Origin of the sequence: Paenirhodobacter hankyongi (assembly GCF_003664585.1) — a bacterium.
Classification (GTDB): Bacteria; Pseudomonadota; Alphaproteobacteria; order Rhodobacterales; family Rhodobacteraceae; genus Rhodobacter; species Rhodobacter hankyongi.
The window spans coordinates 203,842-224,722 of sequence record NZ_RCHI01000005.1; the positions used below are offsets into that span (position 1 = coordinate 203,842).

The 20,881-nt window shown below is 66.9% G+C and carries 15 protein-coding genes and 1 tRNA gene; 8 read left to right on the top strand and 8 right to left on the bottom strand.

The window, feature by feature from the left end:
- Positions 1-140 precede the first annotated feature (140 nt).
- The 5 genes from DYS74_RS07405 to lipA form a co-directional block, all read right to left on the bottom strand.
- Entirely contained in the window at positions 141-2,384 is a 2,244-nt protein-coding gene (locus tag DYS74_RS07405) for a Hint domain-containing protein (protein ID WP_121532402.1), read from the bottom strand.
- Positions 2,385-2,512: 128 nt separating this feature from the next.
- Complete coding sequence (locus DYS74_RS07410; protein WP_121532404.1) at positions 2,513-3,271, bottom strand: Hint domain-containing protein; 759 nt, start codon at positions 3,269-3,271, stop codon at positions 2,513-2,515.
- Between the two features lie 149 nt (positions 3,272-3,420).
- Positions 3,421-4,515, bottom strand: coding sequence for a Hint domain-containing protein (locus tag DYS74_RS07415; RefSeq protein WP_183077481.1), 1,095 nt, complete (start codon positions 4,513-4,515; stop codon positions 3,421-3,423).
- A 332-nt stretch (positions 4,516-4,847) separates the two neighbouring features.
- The gene (locus DYS74_RS07420; RefSeq protein ID WP_245965223.1) at positions 4,848-8,810 is read right to left on the bottom strand and encodes a Hint domain-containing protein; all 3,963 of its coding nucleotides are present in this window, start codon (positions 8,808-8,810) and stop codon (positions 4,848-4,850) included.
- A 797-nt stretch (positions 8,811-9,607) separates the two neighbouring features.
- Positions 9,608-10,558 (bottom strand): lipoyl synthase, encoded by a 951-nt coding sequence (lipA, locus tag DYS74_RS07435; protein ID WP_121532408.1) that lies wholly within the window; start codon positions 10,556-10,558, stop codon positions 9,608-9,610.
- Between the two features lie 217 nt (positions 10,559-10,775).
- On the opposite strand from lipA, the gene DYS74_RS07440 reads away from it, so the two are divergent.
- The 3 genes from DYS74_RS07440 (at position 10,776) to DYS74_RS07450 (ending at position 12,197) form a co-directional block, all read left to right on the top strand.
- Positions 10,776-11,324, top strand: a complete 549-nt coding sequence (locus DYS74_RS07440; RefSeq protein ID WP_121532410.1) for a peroxiredoxin — start codon at positions 10,776-10,778, stop codon at positions 11,322-11,324.
- Between the two features lie 151 nt (positions 11,325-11,475).
- Positions 11,476-11,847: a hypothetical protein gene (locus tag DYS74_RS07445; RefSeq protein WP_121532412.1), complete on the top strand. Its 372-nt coding sequence runs from the start codon at positions 11,476-11,478 to the stop codon at positions 11,845-11,847.
- Between the two features lie 167 nt (positions 11,848-12,014).
- Positions 12,015-12,197, top strand: a complete 183-nt coding sequence (locus DYS74_RS07450) for a hypothetical protein (protein WP_121532413.1) — start codon at positions 12,015-12,017, stop codon at positions 12,195-12,197.
- 45 nt (positions 12,198-12,242) lie between these two features.
- On the opposite strand, the gene arsB is transcribed toward DYS74_RS07450, so the two are convergent.
- The 3 genes from arsB to ypfJ all read right to left on the bottom strand — a co-directional run bounded on the left by arsB (position 12,243) and on the right by ypfJ (position 14,616).
- Positions 12,243-13,262: an ACR3 family arsenite efflux transporter gene (arsB, locus tag DYS74_RS07455; protein WP_121532415.1), complete on the bottom strand. Its 1,020-nt coding sequence runs from the start codon at positions 13,260-13,262 to the stop codon at positions 12,243-12,245.
- Positions 13,263-13,609: 347 nt separating this feature from the next.
- A tRNA-Leu gene (locus tag DYS74_RS07460) sits at positions 13,610-13,693 on the bottom strand.
- Between the two features lie 68 nt (positions 13,694-13,761).
- On the bottom strand, positions 13,762-14,616 hold the full coding sequence (gene ypfJ, locus DYS74_RS07465) for a KPN_02809 family neutral zinc metallopeptidase (protein WP_121532416.1): 855 nt from the start codon (positions 14,614-14,616) through the stop codon (positions 13,762-13,764).
- 132 nt (positions 14,617-14,748) lie between these two features.
- Between ypfJ and DYS74_RS07470 the strand changes: the two genes are divergently transcribed.
- From DYS74_RS07470 to trmFO, 5 genes are all read left to right on the top strand, one after another.
- Positions 14,749-15,327, top strand: coding sequence for a YqaA family protein (locus tag DYS74_RS07470; protein ID WP_121532418.1), 579 nt, complete (start codon positions 14,749-14,751; stop codon positions 15,325-15,327).
- Entirely contained in the window at positions 15,327-15,809 is a 483-nt protein-coding gene (locus DYS74_RS07475) for a disulfide bond formation protein B (protein ID WP_121532420.1), read from the top strand. The genes DYS74_RS07470 and DYS74_RS07475 overlap by 1 nt, the downstream gene beginning before the upstream one ends.
- Before the next feature lie 156 nt (positions 15,810-15,965).
- A complete protein-coding gene (gene gyrA, locus DYS74_RS07480) occupies positions 15,966-18,710 on the top strand; it encodes a DNA gyrase subunit A (protein WP_121532422.1) in 2,745 nt (914 codons plus the stop codon).
- Positions 18,711-18,742: 32 nt separating this feature from the next.
- Complete coding sequence (locus DYS74_RS07485) at positions 18,743-19,444, top strand: hypothetical protein (protein ID WP_147435467.1); 702 nt, start codon at positions 18,743-18,745, stop codon at positions 19,442-19,444.
- A gap of 93 nt (positions 19,445-19,537) precedes the next feature.
- Positions 19,538-20,881, top strand: a complete 1,344-nt coding sequence (gene trmFO / locus DYS74_RS07490; protein ID WP_121532426.1) for a methylenetetrahydrofolate--tRNA-(uracil(54)-C(5))-methyltransferase (FADH(2)-oxidizing) TrmFO — start codon at positions 19,538-19,540, stop codon at positions 20,879-20,881.

Sequence of the window (20,881 nt, forward strand, 5' to 3'; positions counted from 1 at the left end):
ATGTCTGGTGTTTGACCAGACGGTAAAGGCGGGCGGGATTCGCGCAAGCGAAGCCCGGTCCGTTCGGGGGAAGGAAGGTGGGGCGCCGGGCAGGCGCCTGTTTCCCGGGCGCGACCGCCCGGGTTTTGGGCAGGCCCTGCTCAGGCTGCCATCAGCACCCGCACCTCGTGGCGCTTGAGCGACAGCCGCGCCGCCGCCCAGTCCCCGGTTTCGACCTGTGTGCGCAGCTCGGGGAAAAGGGTGAACAGCTCGTCGCGCTGCGGCGCATCCATGCTGCCCAGCGACAGGTCGCCGGGCTGGAAGCTCTCGGTCCAGGCGCCGTTCGCCAGGATGATCTCGTGGCAGTCGAACAGCAGGTGCAGATAGCTGACCTTCTCGACCTCGAGCCGCTCGATCCCCGGCATGCCCACCATGTGCAGCGCCGCGGCCAGCACCTCGCCCTCGCCGAACAGCAGCTCGGCGCGCGGGCCGGTCAGCAGCATGCGGTGCTGCGGCGAGACGATCATGTCCGCCTCGGGCATCGAGGGGCCGAGCGCGTCGCGGCGGATGCGCACCGGCTGCAACTGCGGACGCAGCAGCAGCTCGACCGGGCCGAGATCGCGCCGGCCGATCCAGCGGATCGTCTGATAGCCGTTGTCGCGGGTCAGCACGCGCATCCCCTCGGTCAGCTCCTCGACCGCGACCGGGCCCTCGTTCGTCTCGATCATCGTGCCGGGGGTGAAGCAGGGCACGACCTGCACATGCTCGATGTTCGAGAAGGTGGTGGTGGTGCCGTTCGCCCAGCGGATGGTGCCGCTTTCGCCGGTGGGGTCGTTCGGGTCATAGATCACCCGGGCGCGGCCGTTCAGGATCAGCGTGTCCTGGTCGGTGCCGTCCGCGTCCTCCTCACCGTTGATGATCGCAGTGTCACCGTAATCGACCGCGATCGTGTCGCTGCCGGTGCCGCCGTCATAGAGGTCGCCGCCATCGCCGCCGACGATGTAGTCATTGCCCGCGCCGCCATAGATCGTGTCTTCGCCGTCGCCGCCATAGAGCACGTCATTGCCGTCGCCGCCGTCGATGTAATCGTTGCCGGTGCCGCCATAGATCGTGTCGTTGCCGGTGCCGCCGTAAAGCGAGTCATCGCCCCCCGCGCCGTCGATGTAATCGTTGCCCGCGCCGCCGTAGAAGACGTTGGTGTAGGTATCGCCGGGGGTCGAGCTTGACCCGTCATAGCCGATCAGCGTGTCGTTGTAGGCCGAGCCATAGATGCCGTCGATGCCCGAGAGCTGATCGCCCGCCGCGTCGCCGCCCTGGCCGGTGCCGGTCGTGAGGTTGACGTTCACCCCGGCGCCGGAATCCGAGTAATCGGCATAGTCCATGCCGGAGTCGCCGGAAAGCACGTCGGCCCCCGCGCCACCGTGCAGCGTGTCGTCGCCGGTTCCGCCCAGCAGCGTGTCGTTATCGGCGCCGCCGTCGAGGCTGTCGTTGCCGGCATCGCCCGAGATCAGGTCGGCGCCCGTGCCGCCGCTGAGGGTGTCGTTGCCGTCGCCGCCCGACATCGTGTCATTGCCGGCATCGCCCGACATCAGATCGTTGCCCGCACCGCCCGACATCGAATCCGCGCCGTCGCCGCCCCGCATCGTGTCATTGCCGTCGCCGCCCGACATGGTGTCGTTGCCGCCGTCGCCGGTCATCGAATCGTCGCCGGTGCCGCCGTCGATCGAATCCTCGCCCGCGCCGCCGATCAGCGTGTCATTGCCGGCCATGCCCGAGAGCGTGTCATTGCCCGCCCCGCCGTCGAGCAGGTTCGCCGCCGAGTTGCCGGTGATGGCGTTGGCGCCGCTGTTGCCGATGACGTTCTCGAAATTCTTGACGACGGTGCCGAAACTGATCGTGGTGGCGCTGCCGTCGTCATTCAGCGTGATGCCGAAATTGACCGTGTCGCTGTTCGGCGCGCTGAGCGAGAGCGTGTCGTTGCCGGCACCGCCGTCGATCGTGTCGGGCGTGCCCGAGGTGAACCAGCCGATGGTGGCGTAATCGTCGCCATCCTCGAGATAGACCGCGTCGGAGCCCGATTGCGTGTCGCCCGGCAGCCAGACGTCATTGCCTGCGCCGGCATAGATGGTGTCGTCGCCCGCGCCGCCCTCGATCGTGTCGTTGCCGTCGCCGCCATAGATCAGGTCGTTTCCGGTGCCGCCCAGAATCGAGTCGTTGTCCGCATCGCCATAGATCGTGTCGTTGCCTGCCCCGCCATCGATGACGTCATTGCCGGTGCCGCCATGGATCAGGTCGTTGCCGTTATTGCCGTTGATGGTGTCGTTGCCACCATTGCCGTTGATCGTATCGGCCGAGGTCGACCCGTTGAGGGTGTTGTTGTTGTTGTCACCGTTGTACGTGCCCATACTCGCCCCACGATCTCAAGTCCGCGCAGAACGCGGTTTCCCAAGGGCATGATCGGGGGACGTCATGGCGCCAGCACGTCGCGGGTGGGGCAATTCCGGGCTGGCTTTGTGACCGAAAGATGGCCGGGTCAGAGGCCGCGCGCCGCCACCTCGGCCAGTGGCCGGACCGGGCATGCCGCACTGGCGCGCTCCTCGGCGGAGAGTTCCGCCGCGAGCGTCGCGACCGCCCCGGGGCCGAGTGCGGCCAGCGACAGCGCCGTCGGGCGGAAGCTTTCCGACCAGCAGCCATCGACATGCACCAGCTGATGGCGTTCGAGCAGGAGCTGGAAATAGGTGACCTCTGTGCCGGGAGGCACCGTCACCCCGGCGAGCCCCACCAGATCGCGCGCCATCGTCAGCCGCTCGCCGCTTTCGCCCTCGCCCGGCAGACGGGTGAGAAAGCGGTGATTGGGCGAGACGGTGATCGCGCGTTCGGGCTGTTCGCCGCCAAGCGCGCCGGCCGCGATCCGCACCGGGCGCAGCAACGGGTTGAGGCCGAGCGCGCGCCAGCCGAAGCTGCGCCGCCCGATCCAGCGCAGGCTCTGCAGCCCGTTGTCGCGCGTCACCAGTCGCATGCCGGGAACCAGCTCGGCCACCGGGCACAGCCCCTCGGCTGTGGCCACGAGGCTGTCGGCGGTGAAGCAGGGGATGGCGCCGAGGAAGGTGGAGAAGGGGCCGGCGAAGATCACCTGCCCCTCGTCCGAAACCGCGGTGATCTCCCCTTCCCGGCTCTCGAAGCCGGAGAAGGAGAGCCTCACCTCGGCCGGCAGCGCGCTGCCGGCCGACACATGACCGGAGAAGGCGGAGAGACACCGCGCTAGGTCGAAAGACTCCGGATCAGGTTGCATCTCTGCTGTCCTCTTCGTCCCACCGCCGGGGCCGGCGGGCGAGACCCCCTTGCATTGACGTTAACCAAGAAAAACGCCCGGCGCCATGTCAACCATGGCGTGCCGGGCGGTCTGATCGTTCAACTGTCCGTTTCGATCTGCGAAACGCCTCAGGCGCGGCGCAGCATGATCGCCTCGTGGCGCTTCAGCGTCTTGCGCGCTGCGGCATAGCCCTGGCGACCGGTCTTTTCGCGCAGTTCCGGGAACAGCGTGAAGATCTCGGCGCGCTGCTCGCGGCCCATGCTGTCAAGGGTCTGGTCGCCGGGCTGGAAGCTCTCGGTCCAGGTGCCGTCGGCCAGCACCACCTCGTGGCGGTCGAACATGAAGTGGATGTAGCTGGAGCCCAGCGTCTCGATCGCCTTCACGCCGATGTTGTCGACGAGGTGCTTGGCCGCGACCAGGACCTCGTGTTCCTCGAAGTAGAGCGAGGTGCGCTCGTTCGCCACCAGCATGCGGTGGTTGGGCGAGACCATCATGTCCCGCTCGGGCAGGCCGCGGCCAAGCGCGCCGGCGCGGATCAGCACCGGGCGCAGGTTCGGCGAAACGGCCAGCTCTGCCGCCGAGAGGTCGCGCCGGCCGGTCCAGCGGATCTCCTGGATGCCGTTGTCGCGGGTCAGCACCTTGTCGCCCGCCCGCAGGCTCTCGACCGGCTTCTCGCCGGTCGGGGTGGCGATCATCGCGCCGGGCGTGAAGCAGGGCACGAATTTCTCGATGTCATGGTAGTTGATGTTCGCCCACTGGTTGGTGGTCGAATTGTAAAGCTGGATCTGGCCGTTGAACCCGGGCTGACCGTTCGTCTCGGGGTTCTTGACGAAGTTCTTGATCTCGAAGCCCTGCTGCAGCAGCGCCGAGAAGTCGAGTGTGTCAAAGTCGTTGCCACCGCAATCGCCGTCGACCGTGGTGTTCAGCGTGCCACCGCAGGAATCCGGCGTGGACGAGAGATTGACGATGAACACGTCTTCGTCGTCGCCGCCATCGAGCACGTCATTGTCGCCGCCGCCATAGATGGTGTCGTCGCCGTCACCGCCATAGACCTTGTCATAGCCGTCACCGGCATAGATCAGGTCGTCGCCATTGCCACCGTAGATGGTGTCATCCCCGGCCTTCCCGACAATGGTGTCGTCGCCATTTCCACCCGAGATGTAATCTGCGCTGTTGGTTCCGACGAGGGAGTCGTCACCATTACTTCCCGGAATCCAGGCCATGAGCATCCTCGAAATTGATCGCTGAAGGGCGGCTCACGGTGCTCACTGCTCTGGGCCCGCGATGCTCGAATTAAGGAAACATTAAGGCATTTTGCGGCCGCAGAGAAGCCGCCTGGCGCTCTGAAATGCGATTATCCGTGCGATTGGTTAATTTCGGGGCATTCCGCGGCGCCAGAGGGAACAATCCACAGGCCCTCTCGTCGTCGTTTCCAAAACGCCAACAGTTCTCGCGGCTTCCTATGGCGACCGTGGCGAATCGCCACAGGCCATATCGTCGCAAGACAGCGGCGCCCGGGTCACCCCGGGCGCCGCCCTGCCGTTTCCGGCGCCGCTCAGCGGTGCATCAGCAGCTTTGCCTCGTGCCGCTTCAGAGTCTTGCGCGCCGCGCCATAGGCCTTGCGGCCCTCGCTGTCCTGCAGCTCGGGGAAGATCTCGTAGATCTCGGCGCGCTGCGCATTGCCCATGCCACCGAGCGTCTGGTCGCCGGGCTGGAAGCTTTCGGTCCAGGCGCCGTTCGCCAGCACCACCTCGTGGCGGTCGAACATGAAGTGGATGTAGCTCGTCCCCAGCGTCTCGACCGGCTTGATGCCGATGTTGTCGACCAGGTGCTTGGCGGCGACCAGGACCTCGTGCTCCTCGAAGTAGAGCGCGGTGCGCTCGCTCGAGACCAGCATCCGGTGGTTCGGCGAAACCATCATGTCCCGCTCGGGCAGGCCGTTGCCAAGCGCGCCCGCACGGATCAGCACCGGCTTCAGGTGGCTCGCCACCGCCAGCTCGGCCCGGTTCAGGTCGCGCCGCCCGGCCCAGCGGATCTCCTGGATGCCGTTGTCGCGGGTGATGACCTTGTCGCCGGGCTGCAGCTCCTCGACCAGCCGTTCGCCCTTCGGCGTCGCGACCAGCGTGCCGGGGGTGAAGCAGGGCACGATCTGCTCGATGTTATGGAATTCCATCGAGCCGGTGACATTGCCGTAATCATCCAGGAACTGCACGGTGCCGTTCTCGTGGTCGGGCGTCGTGTAGAGGATGTTCAGGTGATCGCGGCCGATCGCGCTGAGGTCGAGCACATCCCAGTCGGAGTTGTCCGGGTCCTCGTTGCCGTCGACGAAGTCGTGGTTGCCGTCGTCGATCGAGCCGACGATGAAGGTGTCGCTGCCGAGACCACCGATCAGCGTGTCGACGCCCTGCCCGCCGGTCAGCGTGTCATTGCCTGCGCCGCCGTCGAGGCTGTCCTGGCCCTGGCCGCCGGTGAGCAGGTCGTCGCCGTCCTCGCCGAAGACCCGGTCGTCGCCGTCGCCGCCATTGGCGATATCGTTGCCGGTGCCGGCGTGGATCGTGTCCTGGCCGGTGCCGCCCTCGATGCTGTCGTCTCCGGCGCCGCCGGTGATGCTGTCATCGCCCTCGCCGCCGATCAGCGTGTCGTTGCCTTCGCCACCGTCGATCGTGTCCGAGGCCGCGCCGCCGTCGATATAGTCGTCGCCCTGCCCGCCGATCAGCGTGTCGTTGCCTTCGCCGCCCTCGATCGTGTCATTGTCGATGCCGCCGTCGATGTAATCGTCGCCGCCGTCGCCATAGAGCATGTCATTGTCGTCGGCGCCGTAGATCACGTCATTGCCGTCACCGCCGTGGATCGTGTCCATGCCGTTGTCGGGGCGCAGGTCGGTGGCATCGGGCACGTTCAGCGAGTCCGGATAGCCCGGCGCCAGCCCGCCATAGATGGTGTCGTTGCCGGTGCCGCCGAAGATCAGGTCCGAGCCCTCGGCGCCCACGATGACGTCATTGCCGTCGCCGCCATCGACGGTGTCGTCGTCGCAGCCCGCGTCGATCGAGTCATTGCCGGTGCCGCCGTCGATATAGTCGGCATCGTCGCCGGTGCTGATCGTGTCGTTGCCGCCGCCGCCATAGACGGTGTCGCGGTCGTTCCCGGGATCGGTGTCGCCCGGGAACAGGCCCGGATAGCCGCGGTCGGGGGCATAGTTCGCCAGCCCGTCGGGACCGGTGGTGATGACGTCATCGCCCTCGCCGCCGTCGACGTCGTCGTTGCCGGCCCCGCCCGAGATCACGTCGGCGTCGTTGCCGCCCTCGATCGTGTCGTTGCCCGCGCCGCCCGAGATCGTGTCCTTCCCCTCGCCGCCGATCAGGCTGTCATCGCCCGCCTCGCCGAAGATCGAGTCATTGCCGAGGTCGCCCCAGACGGTGTCATCGCCCACGCCCGCATAGACGGTGTCGTTGCCCGCCCCCGCAAGCACGCGGTCGTCATTCGCCGCGTCGCCGGGCAGGATCGCGTCATTGTGGTCGATCATGTCGCCTTCGGGGTCGCCGGTATAGGCGGTGTCGATCAGGTCGTCTCCCGAGGTGCCCTCGACATAGCCGTCGCCGTGATCGACGATCACGTTCTCGATGTTGGCGAAGTCGAGCGTGCCGACGACGTTGCCGTCGGTGTCGAGGAAGCTGACGGTGCCGTTCTCGGGGTTGGTGTTGTCATAGGCGATGCTGACCGGGCCCGCGCCGGTGAGGTCGAGCACGTCATAATCGTCGCCGCCCTCGCCGCCGTCGATGTGGTCGCCCGCGCCCGCGGCGGCCGAGCCGACAAGGAAGGTGTCGCGGTCGTCGCCGCCCGAGAGGTGGTCCGCCCCGGCCCCGCCCGCGATCACGTCGTTGCCGCCCTGGCCCAGCACGGTGTCATCGCCGTCGCCGCCCAGAAGGGTGTCGTTGCCCTCCTCCTCATCGGCCGCTGCGGTGGTGGTGGCGGTGATGTCGGTGATGGTGATCGCCTGATCGGTCGGGCCGCCATTGTCGTAATCGATGACGATGCGTGCGACGTTGCCCTCGATCTGCACCAGCACCGAGCCCGCCTGCGAGGCAGAGGTCAGCGAGCCGTTGTCGACGTTCTGACCGGTCACGGTATTGCCCGACACGGTCTGGCCGCCCTCGGGGGTATAGGTCACCGGCAACAGGTTGCCATCGGCGTCATAGGCATAGACCGTGACGATATCGCGGTGGTAGTCCGAGCTGGTGCCCTGATCGAGATCGTTGATCCGGAACGAGACGTTCGAGATCGCGTCGCCATAGGCGGCGTCGTTCGAGGCGAAGCTCAGCGTGGTGGTCGAGGTGTTGTCGATCCCGCCCTCGCCGCCGCAGCCGTAAAGCCGCAGCCCGCCCGAGGCGGACAGCCCGTCGCCGCTTTCGACATATTGCGTGTCATTGGTGACGGTCGCGGTGGCGCCCTGATCCTGCGCCTCGAAACCGAAGGTGACGGTCACGCCGCCCATGTCGGCGGTGGCGCCATTCGAGATGCCACAGCCCGAGCTGCCGAAATCCGACCAGTCGAGGGTCAGCGCCTCGCCCGCGCCCGTCCCCGTGGTGTCGCCGCCGTCGCCCTCGATGTAATCGTTGCCCGCGCCGCCCTCGATCGAGTCATTGCCCGAGCCGCCGTACAGGCTGTCATCGCCACCCGCGCCGGCGATCGTGTCGTCGCCGCCGTTGCCGTGGAAGACGTTGGTGAAGGTGTCGGCCGTCGTCGTGCCCTGCTGGTCGAAGCCCACGAGGCTGTCGCCATAGGCCGAGCCAATCACCCCGTCGATGCCGCCGGCGATCGAGTCGCCCGCGGCGTCACCGCCCGAGAGCGCGCCGGTCGCGAGGTCGACCGAGACGCCGCCGGTCGAGTCGGAATAGTCGATCAGGTCGAGGCCCTGGTTGCCCTCGAATGTGTCGTTGCCGGCCCCGCCGTGGAGCGTGTCATCGCCCTTGCCGCCCGAGAGATAGTCGTTGCCGGCCCCGCCATCGAGGCTGTCGTTGCCGTCCTGGCCATAGACCTCGTCATTGCCGGCGCCGGCCAGAACCGTGTCGTTGCCGGCGCCCGCCTGCACGATGTCGTCATTGCCGGTCTCGCCGGGCAGGATCGCGTCATTGTGGTCGATCATGTCGCCGTCGGGGTCGCCGGTATAGGCTAGGTCGATCAGGTCATTGCCTGCCGTGCCCGAGACGATGCCGTCGGAGGGCGGCTCGCAGACGGTGACGGTGGCGGTGGCGGTGTCATAGCCGCCGTGGCCGTCCGAGATCTGATAGGTGATCGTCGCGTCGCCCGAGAAGCCCGCGGTCGGGGTGAAGGTGATCGAGCCGTCCGAGTTCACCGCAACCGTGCCGTGGCTTGCCGTCGGGGTGCCAGAGACGCTGATCCGGTCGCAATCGGGATCGTAGTCGTTCGCGAGCACCTTGATCGTCACCGCGGTGTTATAGGCGGTGCTCGCGGTATCGTCGCGTGCAACCGGATCGTGATTGCAGATAATCCAGGTCATGGCAGCCTCTCCTTCGCCCGACAGGCCTTGCGGCCCGGCTTCCCTTGGCGCGCAACGGCGGCGCCTGTGACACACACCGGAAGATCACAGGATCCCCCGGCAACTTTCACGGCGCGGCAGCGCGTCAACGCGCTGGTTCGGGCTGCAATGGACCGCCCCGCAAAATGCGGGTGATGGCCTCGGCTTTGTTTCAAAGGCGTTTCGGGGTTATTCCCTGCCCCGAACTTTGGCAGCACCACTCACGAACCAGTGCGCATCGGCAGATGCCGCACCGCGATTTGACCGCCCCCACGGTCCGTTGCCCCCCAATCGGGCAGGGCTGTGATAGCCTCGGCCCTGCCCCTGGGGAAAGGAAAAACTTGCCACATTCCTGCCAGATTTCGGGCCCGGTTCTGCCGCGGTTCGGTCGGTGAGGGCCGACAGCGCCGTCCGCGGGGCGAGATTGTTTCCGTTTTCACCTCGTGGGGCGCTGGCTCTGATCCCCGGGTCTCGCGGTTTTACTAGTCATTAACCAATGCTACGGAGGCCGGCCCGGGGGCGGTCGTCCGGCACGGAGGCCAATCTCGTTCACGGTTAAGAAACAGTGAACGACATCCTCTGTTTCGCAGGCGGGATCAATCTCGCCGCCATGCGGCAACAATCCGCGCAGATCGATTGTGCACAAATCATCTCCAAACGTGAAAAGGGGCAGGGTTTGTCGCCCTGCCCCTCCGGCTCACGCCGAATCACGTTTTGGTAACCCTGCCGTGCACGCCGCCCGGCTCCGGCCTTGCCCGGGGCGGAAACCGGCGGCCGGCTCAGGCGCGGCCGAGCTTCTCGAGACGGGCGGCGCGCAGCCGGGCGAAGTCGTCGCCGGCGTGATAGCTCGAGCGGGTCAGCGGCGTTGCCGAGACCATCAGGAAGCCCTTGCCATAGGCGGCGCGCTCGTACTCCTTGAACTCGTCGGGCGTCACGAAACGGTCGACGGCGTGGTGCTTCGGCGTCGGCTGCAGATATTGGCCGATGGTCAGGAAGTCGATGTCGGCGGCCCGCATGTCGTCCATCACCTGCTTCACCTCCATCGCGCTCTCGCCCAGCCCGACCATGATCCCCGATTTGGTGAACATCGCGGGATCGAGCTCCTTCACCCGCTGCAGCAGGCGCAGCGAGTGGAAGTAGCGCGCGCCGGGGCGCACCTCGGGATAGAGGCCGGGCACCGTCTCGAGATTGTGGTTGAACACGTCGGGACGCGCCTCGACCACCTTTTCCAGCGCCTCGGGGCGGCATTTCAGGAAGTCGGGGGTCAGGATCTCGATCGTGGTGTCGGGTGCGCGGTGACGCACGGCGCGGATTGTCTGGGCGAAATGCTCGGCCCCGCCATCCTCGAGATCGTCGCGGTCGACCGAGGTGATGACGACATGCTTCAGGCCCAGCGTCTGCACCGCATGGGCGACGCGGCCGGGTTCGAACACATCAAGCGCATCGGGCCGGCCGGTCGCGACGTTGCAGAAGGAACAGCCGCGGGTGCAGACCTCGCCCATGATCATCATCGTGGCGTGGCCCTGGCTCCAGCATTCGCCGACATTCGGACAGCCCGCCTCTTCGCAGACGGTGACCAGCTTGTTCGACTTCAGGATCTCGCGCGTGTCCTTGTAGCCCTGCGAGGTCGGCGCCTTGACCCGGATCCAGTCCGGCTTCTTCGGTTGCGCATGATCGGGGCGATGCGCCTTCTCGGGGTGACGCTGGCCGGGAAGTTTCAGGTCGCGCATCGGGGATATCCTTTCCGATCGGGGTTGCCCTCCACATAAGGCGAAAGCGGCCGCAATGCAATTTCCGCGCGCGTCAGTCCCCTCCCCGCCTTGCGCCCGTTTTTCCGGCGCCCCCGCCGCGGCGCCGCATTTTTCGCTGCAAGTGCAAGGTCAGCCATTGTGACGGGACTGGCCTTGGCTTAGAACGATTCCAGAAATTTCCAGACAGGAGAGTCCCATGCAGGCTGGTGCCAAGCTTCCCGAAGTCACCTTCCACACCCGTGTCCGCGACGAGAGCGTCGGCGGCCCGAACCCGTTCCGCTGGGAGGACAAGACCACCGCCGATTACTTCGCGGGCAAGCGCGTCGTGCTGTTCGCGCTGCCGGGCGCCTTCACCCCCACCTGCTCGACCTACCAGCTGCCGGGCTACGAGAAGGGCTTCGGCGATTTCGCCGCCGAGGGGATCGACGCGATCTATTGCCTCTCGGTCAACGACAGCTTCGTGATGAACCAGTGGGCCAAGGCCCAGGGGCTCGAGAACGTCACCGTGATCCCGGACGGCTCGGGCGAGTTCACCCGCCGCGTCGGCATGCTGGTGCGCAAGGACAACCTGGGCTTCGGTCTGCGCTCGTGGCGCTATGCGGCCGTGGTGAACAACGGCGTGGTCGAGGCCTGGTTCGAGGAACCCGGCCTGATGGACAACTGCCCCGAGGACCCCTACGGCGTCTCCTCGCCGGAAACCGTTCTGGGCTGGCTGCGCGAGGCCAACAAGGAACAGGCGGCCTGAGCCGTCACCGCTGTCGCGCCCCCGGGAAAGGGCGCGAACGGGAAGGGTCGGAGGGAAACCTCCGGCCCTTTTTCTTTTGGGGCGCCGAGAAAGAGAGGGGGGCGCGGCTCGGCTGATTGCGTCGCGCCCCTCCTGCCGGTATCCTGAGCGGATGAAGCCACTGGCCGCCTCCTTGCGATCCGACCGTCCTGCGCGCCTTCTGCGCGCGGTTCTGGGCGTCATCGTGCTGCTTGTCCTGTGCTGGGGGCCCGGGGCGGGGCGGCTTGCGCCCTCCGAAAGCCCGTTCTTCGCCGCGAAGGCCGCGCAATATGTGGCCCTTCCCGGCGAGCTGCGCTTCACCCGTCCGGGCAAGGCGCCGCTGCCCGCCTCCCCCGTCCCCCCGGTCGGGATGCCGCCCGCGGGGGCGCCCGTGCCGGTTGCGGTCTCGTGGCGCGTTGCGGAGTGGAGCGGCGACACCCCCGGCGTGCTGCCGGCCTTGCCGCCGGTGCGTCCCGCCTCGCGGGCGCCGCCGCTGACGGCCTGAAACGATCCCGAGAAATCCGCCGCCCGGCCGTGTCTCACCGCGCCGGGGGGCCTGCGCGCTCGTCACTTCGGTCCCGGGCGCATGGTTCATGCAATCACGGAAATCCTCATGCCTTTTCACACCGGCCGTCCCGGCCTGACCCGGCCCCGCATCGCGAGGCTGCCCCGATGACCAAGACGCTCTGCCCTGCCTGCGGTCGGCCCATTCCCGATGGCCAGATGACCTGCGCCTGCGGCGCCCCGACACCGCGGGTCCATCCGCCGCAGGGCCGGACGGTGCTGCTCAGCTGGATCGCCACGGTGGGTGGCATGGCGGGCCTGCTCTGGCTCGCCGCGACCTACCTGCGCTAGCGGCCTGACCTTGGCGCCGACCGGGATTGCGCCCGGTCGGCGCCGCTATGACGCGAACCGGTCACGGGTGCGGTTGGCAAAGGCGACCAGCGACAGCATCACCGGCACCTCGACCAGAACGCCCACCACGGTGGCAAGCGCCGCGCCGGAGTTCAGACCGAAGAGGCCGATCGCCACCGCCACCGCCAGCTCGAAGAAGTTGGAGGTGCCGATCAGCGCGCAGGGGGCGGCCACCTTGTGCGGCAGGCGCCACGCCCAGGCCCAGACATAGCCGAGGGCGAAGATGCCGTAGGACTGGAGCAGGATCGGCACGGCGATCAGCGCGATCAGCAGCGGCTGCGCAAGGATCACCTGCCCCTGGAAGCCGAACAGCAACACCACGGTCAGCAGCAGCCCCACGGCCGAGGCCGGCTTGATCCGCGCGGTGAACTCCCGGACGGCCGCCGCGCCGCCCCGGGCCAGAAGCGTCTGCCGTGTCGCTGCCCCGGCGATCAGCGGGATGACGATGTAGAGAATGACCGACAGGATCAGCGTCGCCCAGGGCACGTTGACCTCGGTCACCCCCAGCAGGAAGGCGACGATCGGCGCGAAGGCGACCACCATCACCAGATCGTTCACCGACACCTGCACGAGGGTGTAGTTCGGATCGCCCCGGGTCAGCTGCGACCAGACGAAGACCATTGCCGTGCAGGGCGCCGCGCCAAGCAGGATCAGCCCGGCGATGTAGTCCGACGCCTTCGCCGGATCGATCAGCCCGACGTAGAGATGATGGAAGAACAGCACGCCCAGAGCAGCCATGGTGAAGGGCTTGATCAGCCAGTTCACCACCAGCGTGATGATCAGTCCCTTCGGCTTGCGCCCGACGTCCCTGAGCGATCCGAAGTCGATCGCGATCATCATCGGATAGACCATCGCCCAGATCAGCACCGCGACGACCAGGTTGACCGAGGCATATTCGAGACCGGCGAGCGCGCCGAAGACCCCGGGCAGCAGATTGCCGAGCACCAGGCCGGAGAGGATGCACAGCGCCACCCAAAGGGTCAGCCAGCGTTCGAAGAGGCTCATTTCATTTCCTTTTCCACGGCGAGGCGGCGGGCCGCGATCCGGGATGACCTTCGGCCGGGGGCGACTCGGACGGTCGATCCCCGCAGGCGGTCTTAGCACAGCCGGCCCCCGCCTGCGCCATGCGGATCGCAAGACGGCTGCCGCATCCTGCGGGTGCCCCGCGGCCGGAACGGGAGCCGGTCACTGTCGCGGTCCCGGGCGAATCGAAGGCGGCTGTCGACATCGGCGATGACGATGATGGAACGGAACAAGACCGAAACATGACCGTGGGAAGCGCCTGCGGGAACTGCCTGCGGTCGACAGGCGCGACGGCACGGAATGGAACGATTTAACTGTGGGATTTCAACTGGTGCCCGAGGCGAGACTCGAACTCGCACGCCTTGCGGCGGAGGATTTTGAATCCCCTGCGTCTACCATTCCGCCACTCGGGCCAGTTCCTGCCCGTGTAGCGGGCGGCCGGGCGGCTGGCAAGGGGCTTGCCGCGCCCGTCCGCCCCGGTTCAGGGCTCGGCCACCGTGAAGGTGTCGCAATGCGAGATGTTGCCGCTTTCATAGCCGGTCTCGAACCAGCGCTGGCGCTGCGCCGAGGTGCCGTGGGTGAAGCTGTCGGGCATCGGCCGGCGGCCGGCGTTGCGCTGAAGCGTGTCGTCGCCGATCCGCTCGGCGGCGTTCATCGCCTCGGCAATGTCGCCGCGCTCGATCGCGCCGAACTGCTCCTCGGCGTGGAAGGCCCAGATGCCGGCCAGGCAATCGGCCTGCAGCTCGGTGCGCACCGAAAGCGCGTTACTCTCGGCCTCGCCCGCCTTCGCGCGCAGCGCATTCACCTTCGTCAGCACGCCCAGCTCGTCCTGCACATGGTGTCCGATCTCGTGCGCCACCACATAGGCCGCGGCGAAATCGCCCGAGGCGCCAAGGTCGCGCGACAGCGTGGTGAAGAAGGCGGTGTCGAGGTAGACCTTCTTGTCGCTCGGGCAATAGAACGGCCCGGTCGCCCCCGAGGCCGTGCCGCAGGGCGATTGCGTCACCTCGCTGTAGAGCACCAGCGTCGCCGGGTGATAGGTGCGGCCCAGCTCGTCGGTGAAGATCTTCGCCCAGACCTCCTCGGTATCGGCAAGCGTCACCGAGACGAAATCCCCCATCTGCTGGTCTTCCTCGCTGAGCGTGCCCGAGGTCTGCACCGACGGCCCCTGCCCGCCCTGATCGAGCAAGGGCGTCAGGTCGACGCCGAAATACCAGCCGACGAGGACGACCGCGAGCACACCGAGCCCGCCCACCCCGCGCAGCCCCACCGGACTGCCCGAGGCGCCGCGCCGATCCTCGATGTAGCGGCTGCCGCGCCGTCCCTGCCACTTCATTGCACGCCCTCCACTGGTCACAAGCGCGAGAGTAGCGGGTCGGGTTCCCCCGGCACAACGCAAATCCATGCGCGGAAGCTTGACCTTGCGCCGCAGAGCGGCGAGAGATCGGGAAACGGAAACGAGGCGCAGATGATCCGACGGCTTTATGACTGGACGATGGGCCTTGCCGGCCATCCGCGCGCGATGTGGGCGCTGGCGGCGGTGGCTTTCATCGAAAGCTCGGTGTTTCCGATCCCGCCCGATGTGCTGATGATCCCGATGGTGCTGGCCGCGCGCGAAAAGGCGTGGAAGATCGCCTTCGTTGCGACGATCGCCTCGGTGCTCGGTGGCTGTCTCGGCTATGCGATCGGCTATGGTTTCATGGACACGCTGGGAATGGCGATCCTTGAATTCTACGGCAAGGCGTCCGCCTTCGACGAACTGGCTGTGCGCTTCAATGCCTATGGCGGATGGGCGGTGCTGGTCGCCGGCGTCACCCCCTTCCCGTACAAGGTGATCACCATCTTCTCGGGGGCGACGCATCTCGACCTGTTCCTCTTCATCGGCGTCTCGGTGCTTGCCCGGGCGCTGCGCTTCTTCGTCGTCGCCGGCCTGCTGTGGCGCTTCGGTGCCCCGATCCGCGACTTCATCGAGCGCTGGCTCGGTCTGCTCTTCACCGCCTTCGTCGTGCTGCTGATCGGCGGTTTCTACGCCCTGAGGTATCTGTGATGCTCGAGCTTCTCACCCCCCGCCGCCTCGTCGGCCTCGCCGCCTTCGGCTCTGCCGCGGTGCTGGTCGGCGCGCTGATCTTCCAGGCGATCGGCTACGCCCCTTGCGAGCTCTGCATCGAGCAGCGCTGGCCGCATCTGTTCGCCGCCCTTCTCGGCGCGGCGATGCTGCTGTTCCGCCTGCCGATGGGGCTGTCGCTTCTGGGCGCGCTTGCCGCGCTCACCACCTCGGTGATCGGCTTCTACCATTCGGGGGTCGAACGGCACATCTTCGCCGGCCCCGACGCCTGCACCTCGAACCCGGTGGGCGGCATGTCGGCGCAGGACCTTCTGGCGCAGATCCAGGCCGCGCCGCTGGTGCGCTGCGACGAGATCAGCTGGGAGATCTTCGGCATCACCATGGCGAACCTGAACGCGGTCGGCTCGCTCGTCTTCGCCGGGATCTGGGTCTGGGCCTTCCTCAAGGCCCGCGCCACCGCCTGAGCCGCGCCGGTTTCCATCCGGGCGTGTCCTTGGGCTTTTTCTTGGCAAAAATACTCGAATCCGCCGCCCGCGGCTTGTCCCGACGCTTCGAGATTGCACCCAAACCGTTGGATCGGCTATAAGACCGCCAACAAGATCTAGAAGAAGAAGACGCGCGTGACCGATACTCCCGAAACGCCGGAAACTCTCGACGACGGCCCGAAGCGGCCTCTTTACGACGGCCCCACCGTCTCGATCGCCGAGGAGATGAAGACCGCCTATCTCGATTACGCGATGAGCGTGATCGTGTCCCGCGCGATCCCCGATCTGCGCGACGGTCTGAAGCCGGTGCACCGGCGTATCCTCTATGCGATGCACGAGACCGGCAACACCTCGGACAAGCCCTATCGCAAATCGGCCCGTCCGGTCGGCGACGTCATGGGTAAGTATCACCCCCATGGCGACGCGGCGATCTATGACGCGCTGGTGCGCATGGCGCAGGACTTCTCGATGTCGCTGCCGCTGCTCGACGGTCAGGGCAACTTCGGCTCGATGGACGGCGACAGCGCCGCGGCGATGCGTTACACCGAAGTGCGCATGGACAAGCCCTCGGCCTTCATGCTTGCCGATATCGAGAAGGACACCGTCGACTTCCAGGACAACTACGACGGCAAGGACAAGGAACCGACTGTCCTTCCGGCGCGCTTCCCGAACATGCTGGTCAACGGCGCGGGCGGCATCGCGGTCGGCATGGCGACGAACATCCCGCCGCACAACCTGGGCGAAGTGGTCGATGCCACGCTCGCGCTGATCGAGACCCCCGACATGTCGACCGAGGCGCTGATGCAGATCGTGCCCGGCCCCGACTTCCCGACGGGGGCGCAGATCATGGGCCGCGGCGGCATCCGCAAGGCCTATCTCGAAGGCCGCGGCTCGGTCATCATCCGCGCCAAGACCCGGATCGAGGAGATCCGCAAGGACCGCCACGCGATCATCGTCGACGACATTCCCTATCAGGTGAACAAGGCGGCGATGATCGAGAAGATCGCCGAGCTCGTGCGCGACAAGCGGCTCGAGGGCATCGCCCATATCGCCGACGAATCCGACCGGGTCGGCGTGCGGGTGGTGATCGAGCTGAAGCGTGACGCGACGCCCGATGTCGTGCTGAACCAGCTTTACCGCTTCACGCCGCTGCAGACCTCCTTCGGCTGCAACATGCTGGCGCTGAACGGCGGCAAGCCCGAACAGCTGACGCTGCGCGATTTCCTCACCCATTTCATCACTTTCCGCGAAGAAGTGGTGGCACGCCGCACGGCCTACGAGCTGCGCAAGGCGCGCGAGCGCAGCCACGTCCTGTGCGGTCTCGCCGTCGCAGTGTCGAACGTCGACGAGGTCGTCGCGACGATCCGCGCCTCGACTGATGCCGCCGAGGCGCGCGAGAAGCTGATGACCCGGCGCTGGCCGGCGCATGAGATCGCCGGATACATCCGGCTGATCGACGATCCGCTTCATGAGATGAACGAGGACGGGACCTACAACCTCTCCGAGATCCAGGCCCGCGCCATTCTCGACCTGCGCCTGCAGCGCCTGACCCAGCTCGGCGTCAAGGAAGTCACCGACGAGCTTGCCGATCTCGCGGCAAAGATCCGCGACTATCTCGAGATCCTCGGCTCGCGCGAGCGGATCATGAGCATCATCTCGGCCGAGCTGCGCGAGGTGAAGGACCAGTTCGCCGTGCCGCGCCGCACCGAGATCGTCGATTGGGCGGGCGACCTCGACGACGAGGACCTGATCGAGCGCGAGGACATGGTCGTCACCATCACCTCGGGCGGCTACATCAAGCGCACGCCGCTGGTCGAGTTCCGCGCGCAACGCCGCGGTGGCAAGGGGCTCGCCTCGATGGCGACGAAGGAAGACGACGTCGTCACCACCCTCTTCGTCGCCAACACCCATACGCAGCTTCTGTTCTTCACCACCGACGGCATGGTCTACAGCCTGAAGTGCTGGCGCCTGCCGCTGGCGGGCCGCACCTCGAAGGGCAAGGCGATCGTCAACATCCTGCCGATCCCGCAGGGCGTCTCGATCGCCGCGCTGATGCCGGTCGACGCGCCCGAGGAGGAATGGGACGACTATCAGGTCTTCTTCGCGACCTCCGATGGCGATGTGCGCCGCAACGCGCTGAGCGACTTCGCCAAGGTGATGCGCAACGGCAAGCGCGCGATGGAACTGCCCGAGGGCGTGACCCTCGTCGACACCCGCATGTGCTCGGAAGATGACGACATCATGCTCGTCACCGCCTCGGGCCGCGCGATCCGCTTCCCGGTGACCGAGGTGCGCGTCTTCAAGGGCCGCTCCTCCACCGGCGTGCGCGGCGTGCGTCTGGCCGAGGGCGACAAGGTCGTCTCGATGTCGGTGATCCACCACTTCGAGGCCGAGCCCTGGGAACGGGCCGCCTTCCTCAAGCGCTTCCGCGCCGAGATGGGCGCCGAGGCCGGCGAGGAAGAGGCGGTCGAGGTCGAGGCCGAGGAAGAAACCGTCGAGGCGGGCGAAGGCATGCTGTCCGACGAGCGCTATGCCGAGATGCGCGCGGCGCAGAACCTGATCCTGACGATCACCGTCAAGGGCGCCGGCAAGATCTCGTCGAGCCACGATTATCCCGTGCGCGGCCGTGGCGGCCAGGGCGTGGGCGCCTTCAAGATGAGCGACCGGACCGGCGACCTTGTCGCCTCCTTCCCGGTCGAAGCGAATGACCAGGTGATGCTGGCCACCTCGACCGGGCAGTCGATCCGCTGCCCGGTGGCGGGGATCTCGTTCCGGTCCCGTTCCGCGGGCGGTGTGCGAGTGTTCAACACGGGGGCCGACGAGGAAGTCGTCTCGGTCGCCCGCATCGCCGATCAGGGCGATGACGACAGTGAAGCATGACCCCCTGAAGGGGGCTATTGATGAGGTGCATGATGCAGAAAAAACTTCTTCTCGCGCTTTGCGCAGCCGGGCTGCTGCCGCAGACCGGCATGGCCGAGGTGACCGGTGCCGAGGTCGGGTTCCACTACTCGACCTTCGCCGATGCCGACGCGAATGACATGAACAAGGCCACGCTCGGTGGCGCGCTCGAATACGCCTTCGCGCCGCAGTTCACCGCGCAGGCCGACCTGTCGCAGCGCTACTACGGGCTGACCAACTGGGATGGCACCACCTTCACCCTGCACGGCAGCTATCGCCCGACCGGCGAAATGGCGGCGGGTGCCTTTGTCGGTCACGACTGGCTCGACAATCAGGACGTGGTCTATTACGGCCTCGAATTCGCCAACAAGGTGAACAACATCTCCTACGAGGCGGCGTTCACCCACTTCGACAGCATGGGCAAGAACGCCAACGGCATCACCCTGCGCGGCGGCTATGAAGTGAACCAGCAGCTCGGCCTCGGCGGTCGCTTCGACGTCGTCCATGGTCAGGGTAACGACAACTACCGCATCAGCGGCACCGCCGATTACCAGATCTCCCCCGGCCTGATGGCCACGGGTGAACTCGGCTTCTACGACGGCGACGGCATGCCGGCCGAAAGCTTTGTCGGCGTCGGCGTGAAAGCCACCTTCGGCAACAACAACGGCGTGACCTTCGGTGGCCGTGGCCTGCAGGACTTCCTGCCCGGGCTCTGAGCCCCTGCACCTTGACGCCCCTCCGGGGGCGTCTGCGGCGCCCTCCCCGCGAGGGCGCTTTCCTTTTTCCGCAAGCCACCGTAAACGGACCCCATGAGCGAGACACTTCACATCATCGGCGGCGGCATGGCCGGATCGGAAGCCGCCTGGCAGGCCGCGCAGGCTGGCGTTCCCGTCGTGCTGCACGAGATGCGGCCCAAGGTCGCCACCTTCGCGCATCAGAGCGGCGATTTTGCCGAAATGGTCTGTTCGAACTCGTTCCGCTCGGATGATGACGAGCGCAACGCCGTGGGCCTGCTGCATTGGGAAATGCGCGCCGCGGGCGGGCTGATCATGACCACCGCCGACCGCCATTCCCTGCCCGCCGGCGGCGCCCTGGCCGTCGACCGCGAGGCGTTCTCGCAGGCGGTGACGGCGGCGCTGCGGTCGCACCCGCTGATCTCCTTCGCCGAGGATGAAGTCACCGAGCTGCCCGCCTCGGGCCACTGGATCGTCGCCACCGGGCCGCTGACCTCGGGCGCACTCGCCGAAAGCATCCGCACCACCACCGGGGCCGAGAGCCTGGCCTTCTTCGACGCGATCGCGCCGATCGTCTATGCCGAGACGATCGACATGGACATCGCCTGGCGGCAAAGCCGCTACGACAAGGGCGAGACCGAGGAAGAGCGCACCGCCTATATCAACTGCCCGATGACCAAGGCCGAATACGAGGCCTTCATCGACGCGCTGCTCGCCGCCGAGAAGACCGAGTTCCACGAAGGCGAGACGGCGGGGTACTTCGACGGTTGCCTGCCGATCGAGGTGATGGCCGAGCGCGGCCGCGAGACGCTGCGCCACGGGCCGATGAAGCCCGTCGGCCTGACCAACGCGCACAAGCCCGAGGAAAAGGCCTATGCCGTGGTGCAGCTGCGCCGCGACAATGCGCTCGGCACGCTCTACAACATCGTCGGCTTCCAGACGAAGATGAAGTACGGTGCGCAATCCTCTGTATTCAAGATGATTCCTGGGCTGCAGAACGCCAGTTTCGCGCGCCTTGGCGGGATTCATCGCAACACTTTCATCAACTCGCCGACGTTGCTTGACGACCAGATGCGGCTGAAGCTGCGGCCGAACCTGCGTTTTGCCGGGCAGATCACCGGCGTCGAGGGCTATGTCGAAAGCGCGGCGATGGGGCTTCTGGCCGGCCGCATGGCCGCGGCCGAGATCAAGGGCGGCTGCCTGCCGCCGCCCGCGCCCGAAACCGCCATGGGCAGTCTGGTGAACCACATCACCGGCGGCGCCGAGGCGAAAAGCTTCCAGCCGATGAACGTGAACTTCGGCCTCTTCCCGCCGCTCGAGGAAGCCCGCGGCGGCCGCAAGGGCCGCAAGGACCGCTACAAGGGCTATACCGACCGGGCGAAAGAGCTGTTCACGCATTGGCTTGCGGCGCAGGGCTGA

Bases quoted from the DNA above. Each gene is read 5' to 3' on its own strand.
- DYS74_RS07405 (WP_121532402.1), bottom strand. From the start codon at position 2,384: ATGGGCACGTACAACGGTGACAACAACAACAACACCCTCAACGGGTCG.
- DYS74_RS07410 (WP_121532404.1), bottom strand. From the start codon at position 3,271: ATGCAACCTGATCCGGAGTCTTTCGACCTAGCGCGGTGTCTCTCCGCC.
- DYS74_RS07415 (WP_183077481.1), bottom strand. From the start codon at position 4,515: ATGGCCTGGATTCCGGGAAGTAATGGTGACGACTCCCTCGTCGGAACC.
- DYS74_RS07420 (WP_245965223.1), bottom strand. From the start codon at position 8,810: ATGACCTGGATTATCTGCAATCACGATCCGGTTGCACGCGACGATACC.
- lipA (WP_121532408.1), bottom strand. From the start codon at position 10,558: ATGCGCGACCTGAAACTTCCCGGCCAGCGTCACCCCGAGAAGGCGCAT.
- DYS74_RS07440 (WP_121532410.1), top strand. From the start codon at position 10,776: ATGCAGGCTGGTGCCAAGCTTCCCGAAGTCACCTTCCACACCCGTGTC.
- DYS74_RS07445 (WP_121532412.1), top strand. From the start codon at position 11,476: ATGAAGCCACTGGCCGCCTCCTTGCGATCCGACCGTCCTGCGCGCCTT.
- DYS74_RS07450 (WP_121532413.1), top strand. From the start codon at position 12,015: ATGACCAAGACGCTCTGCCCTGCCTGCGGTCGGCCCATTCCCGATGGC.
- arsB (WP_121532415.1), bottom strand. From the start codon at position 13,262: ATGAGCCTCTTCGAACGCTGGCTGACCCTTTGGGTGGCGCTGTGCATC.
- ypfJ (WP_121532416.1), bottom strand. From the start codon at position 14,616: ATGAAGTGGCAGGGACGGCGCGGCAGCCGCTACATCGAGGATCGGCGC.
- DYS74_RS07470 (WP_121532418.1), top strand. From the start codon at position 14,749: ATGATCCGACGGCTTTATGACTGGACGATGGGCCTTGCCGGCCATCCG.
- DYS74_RS07475 (WP_121532420.1), top strand. From the start codon at position 15,327: ATGCTCGAGCTTCTCACCCCCCGCCGCCTCGTCGGCCTCGCCGCCTTC.
- DYS74_RS07485 (WP_147435467.1), top strand. From the start codon at position 18,743: ATGCAGAAAAAACTTCTTCTCGCGCTTTGCGCAGCCGGGCTGCTGCCG.
- trmFO (WP_121532426.1), top strand. From the start codon at position 19,538: ATGAGCGAGACACTTCACATCATCGGCGGCGGCATGGCCGGATCGGAA.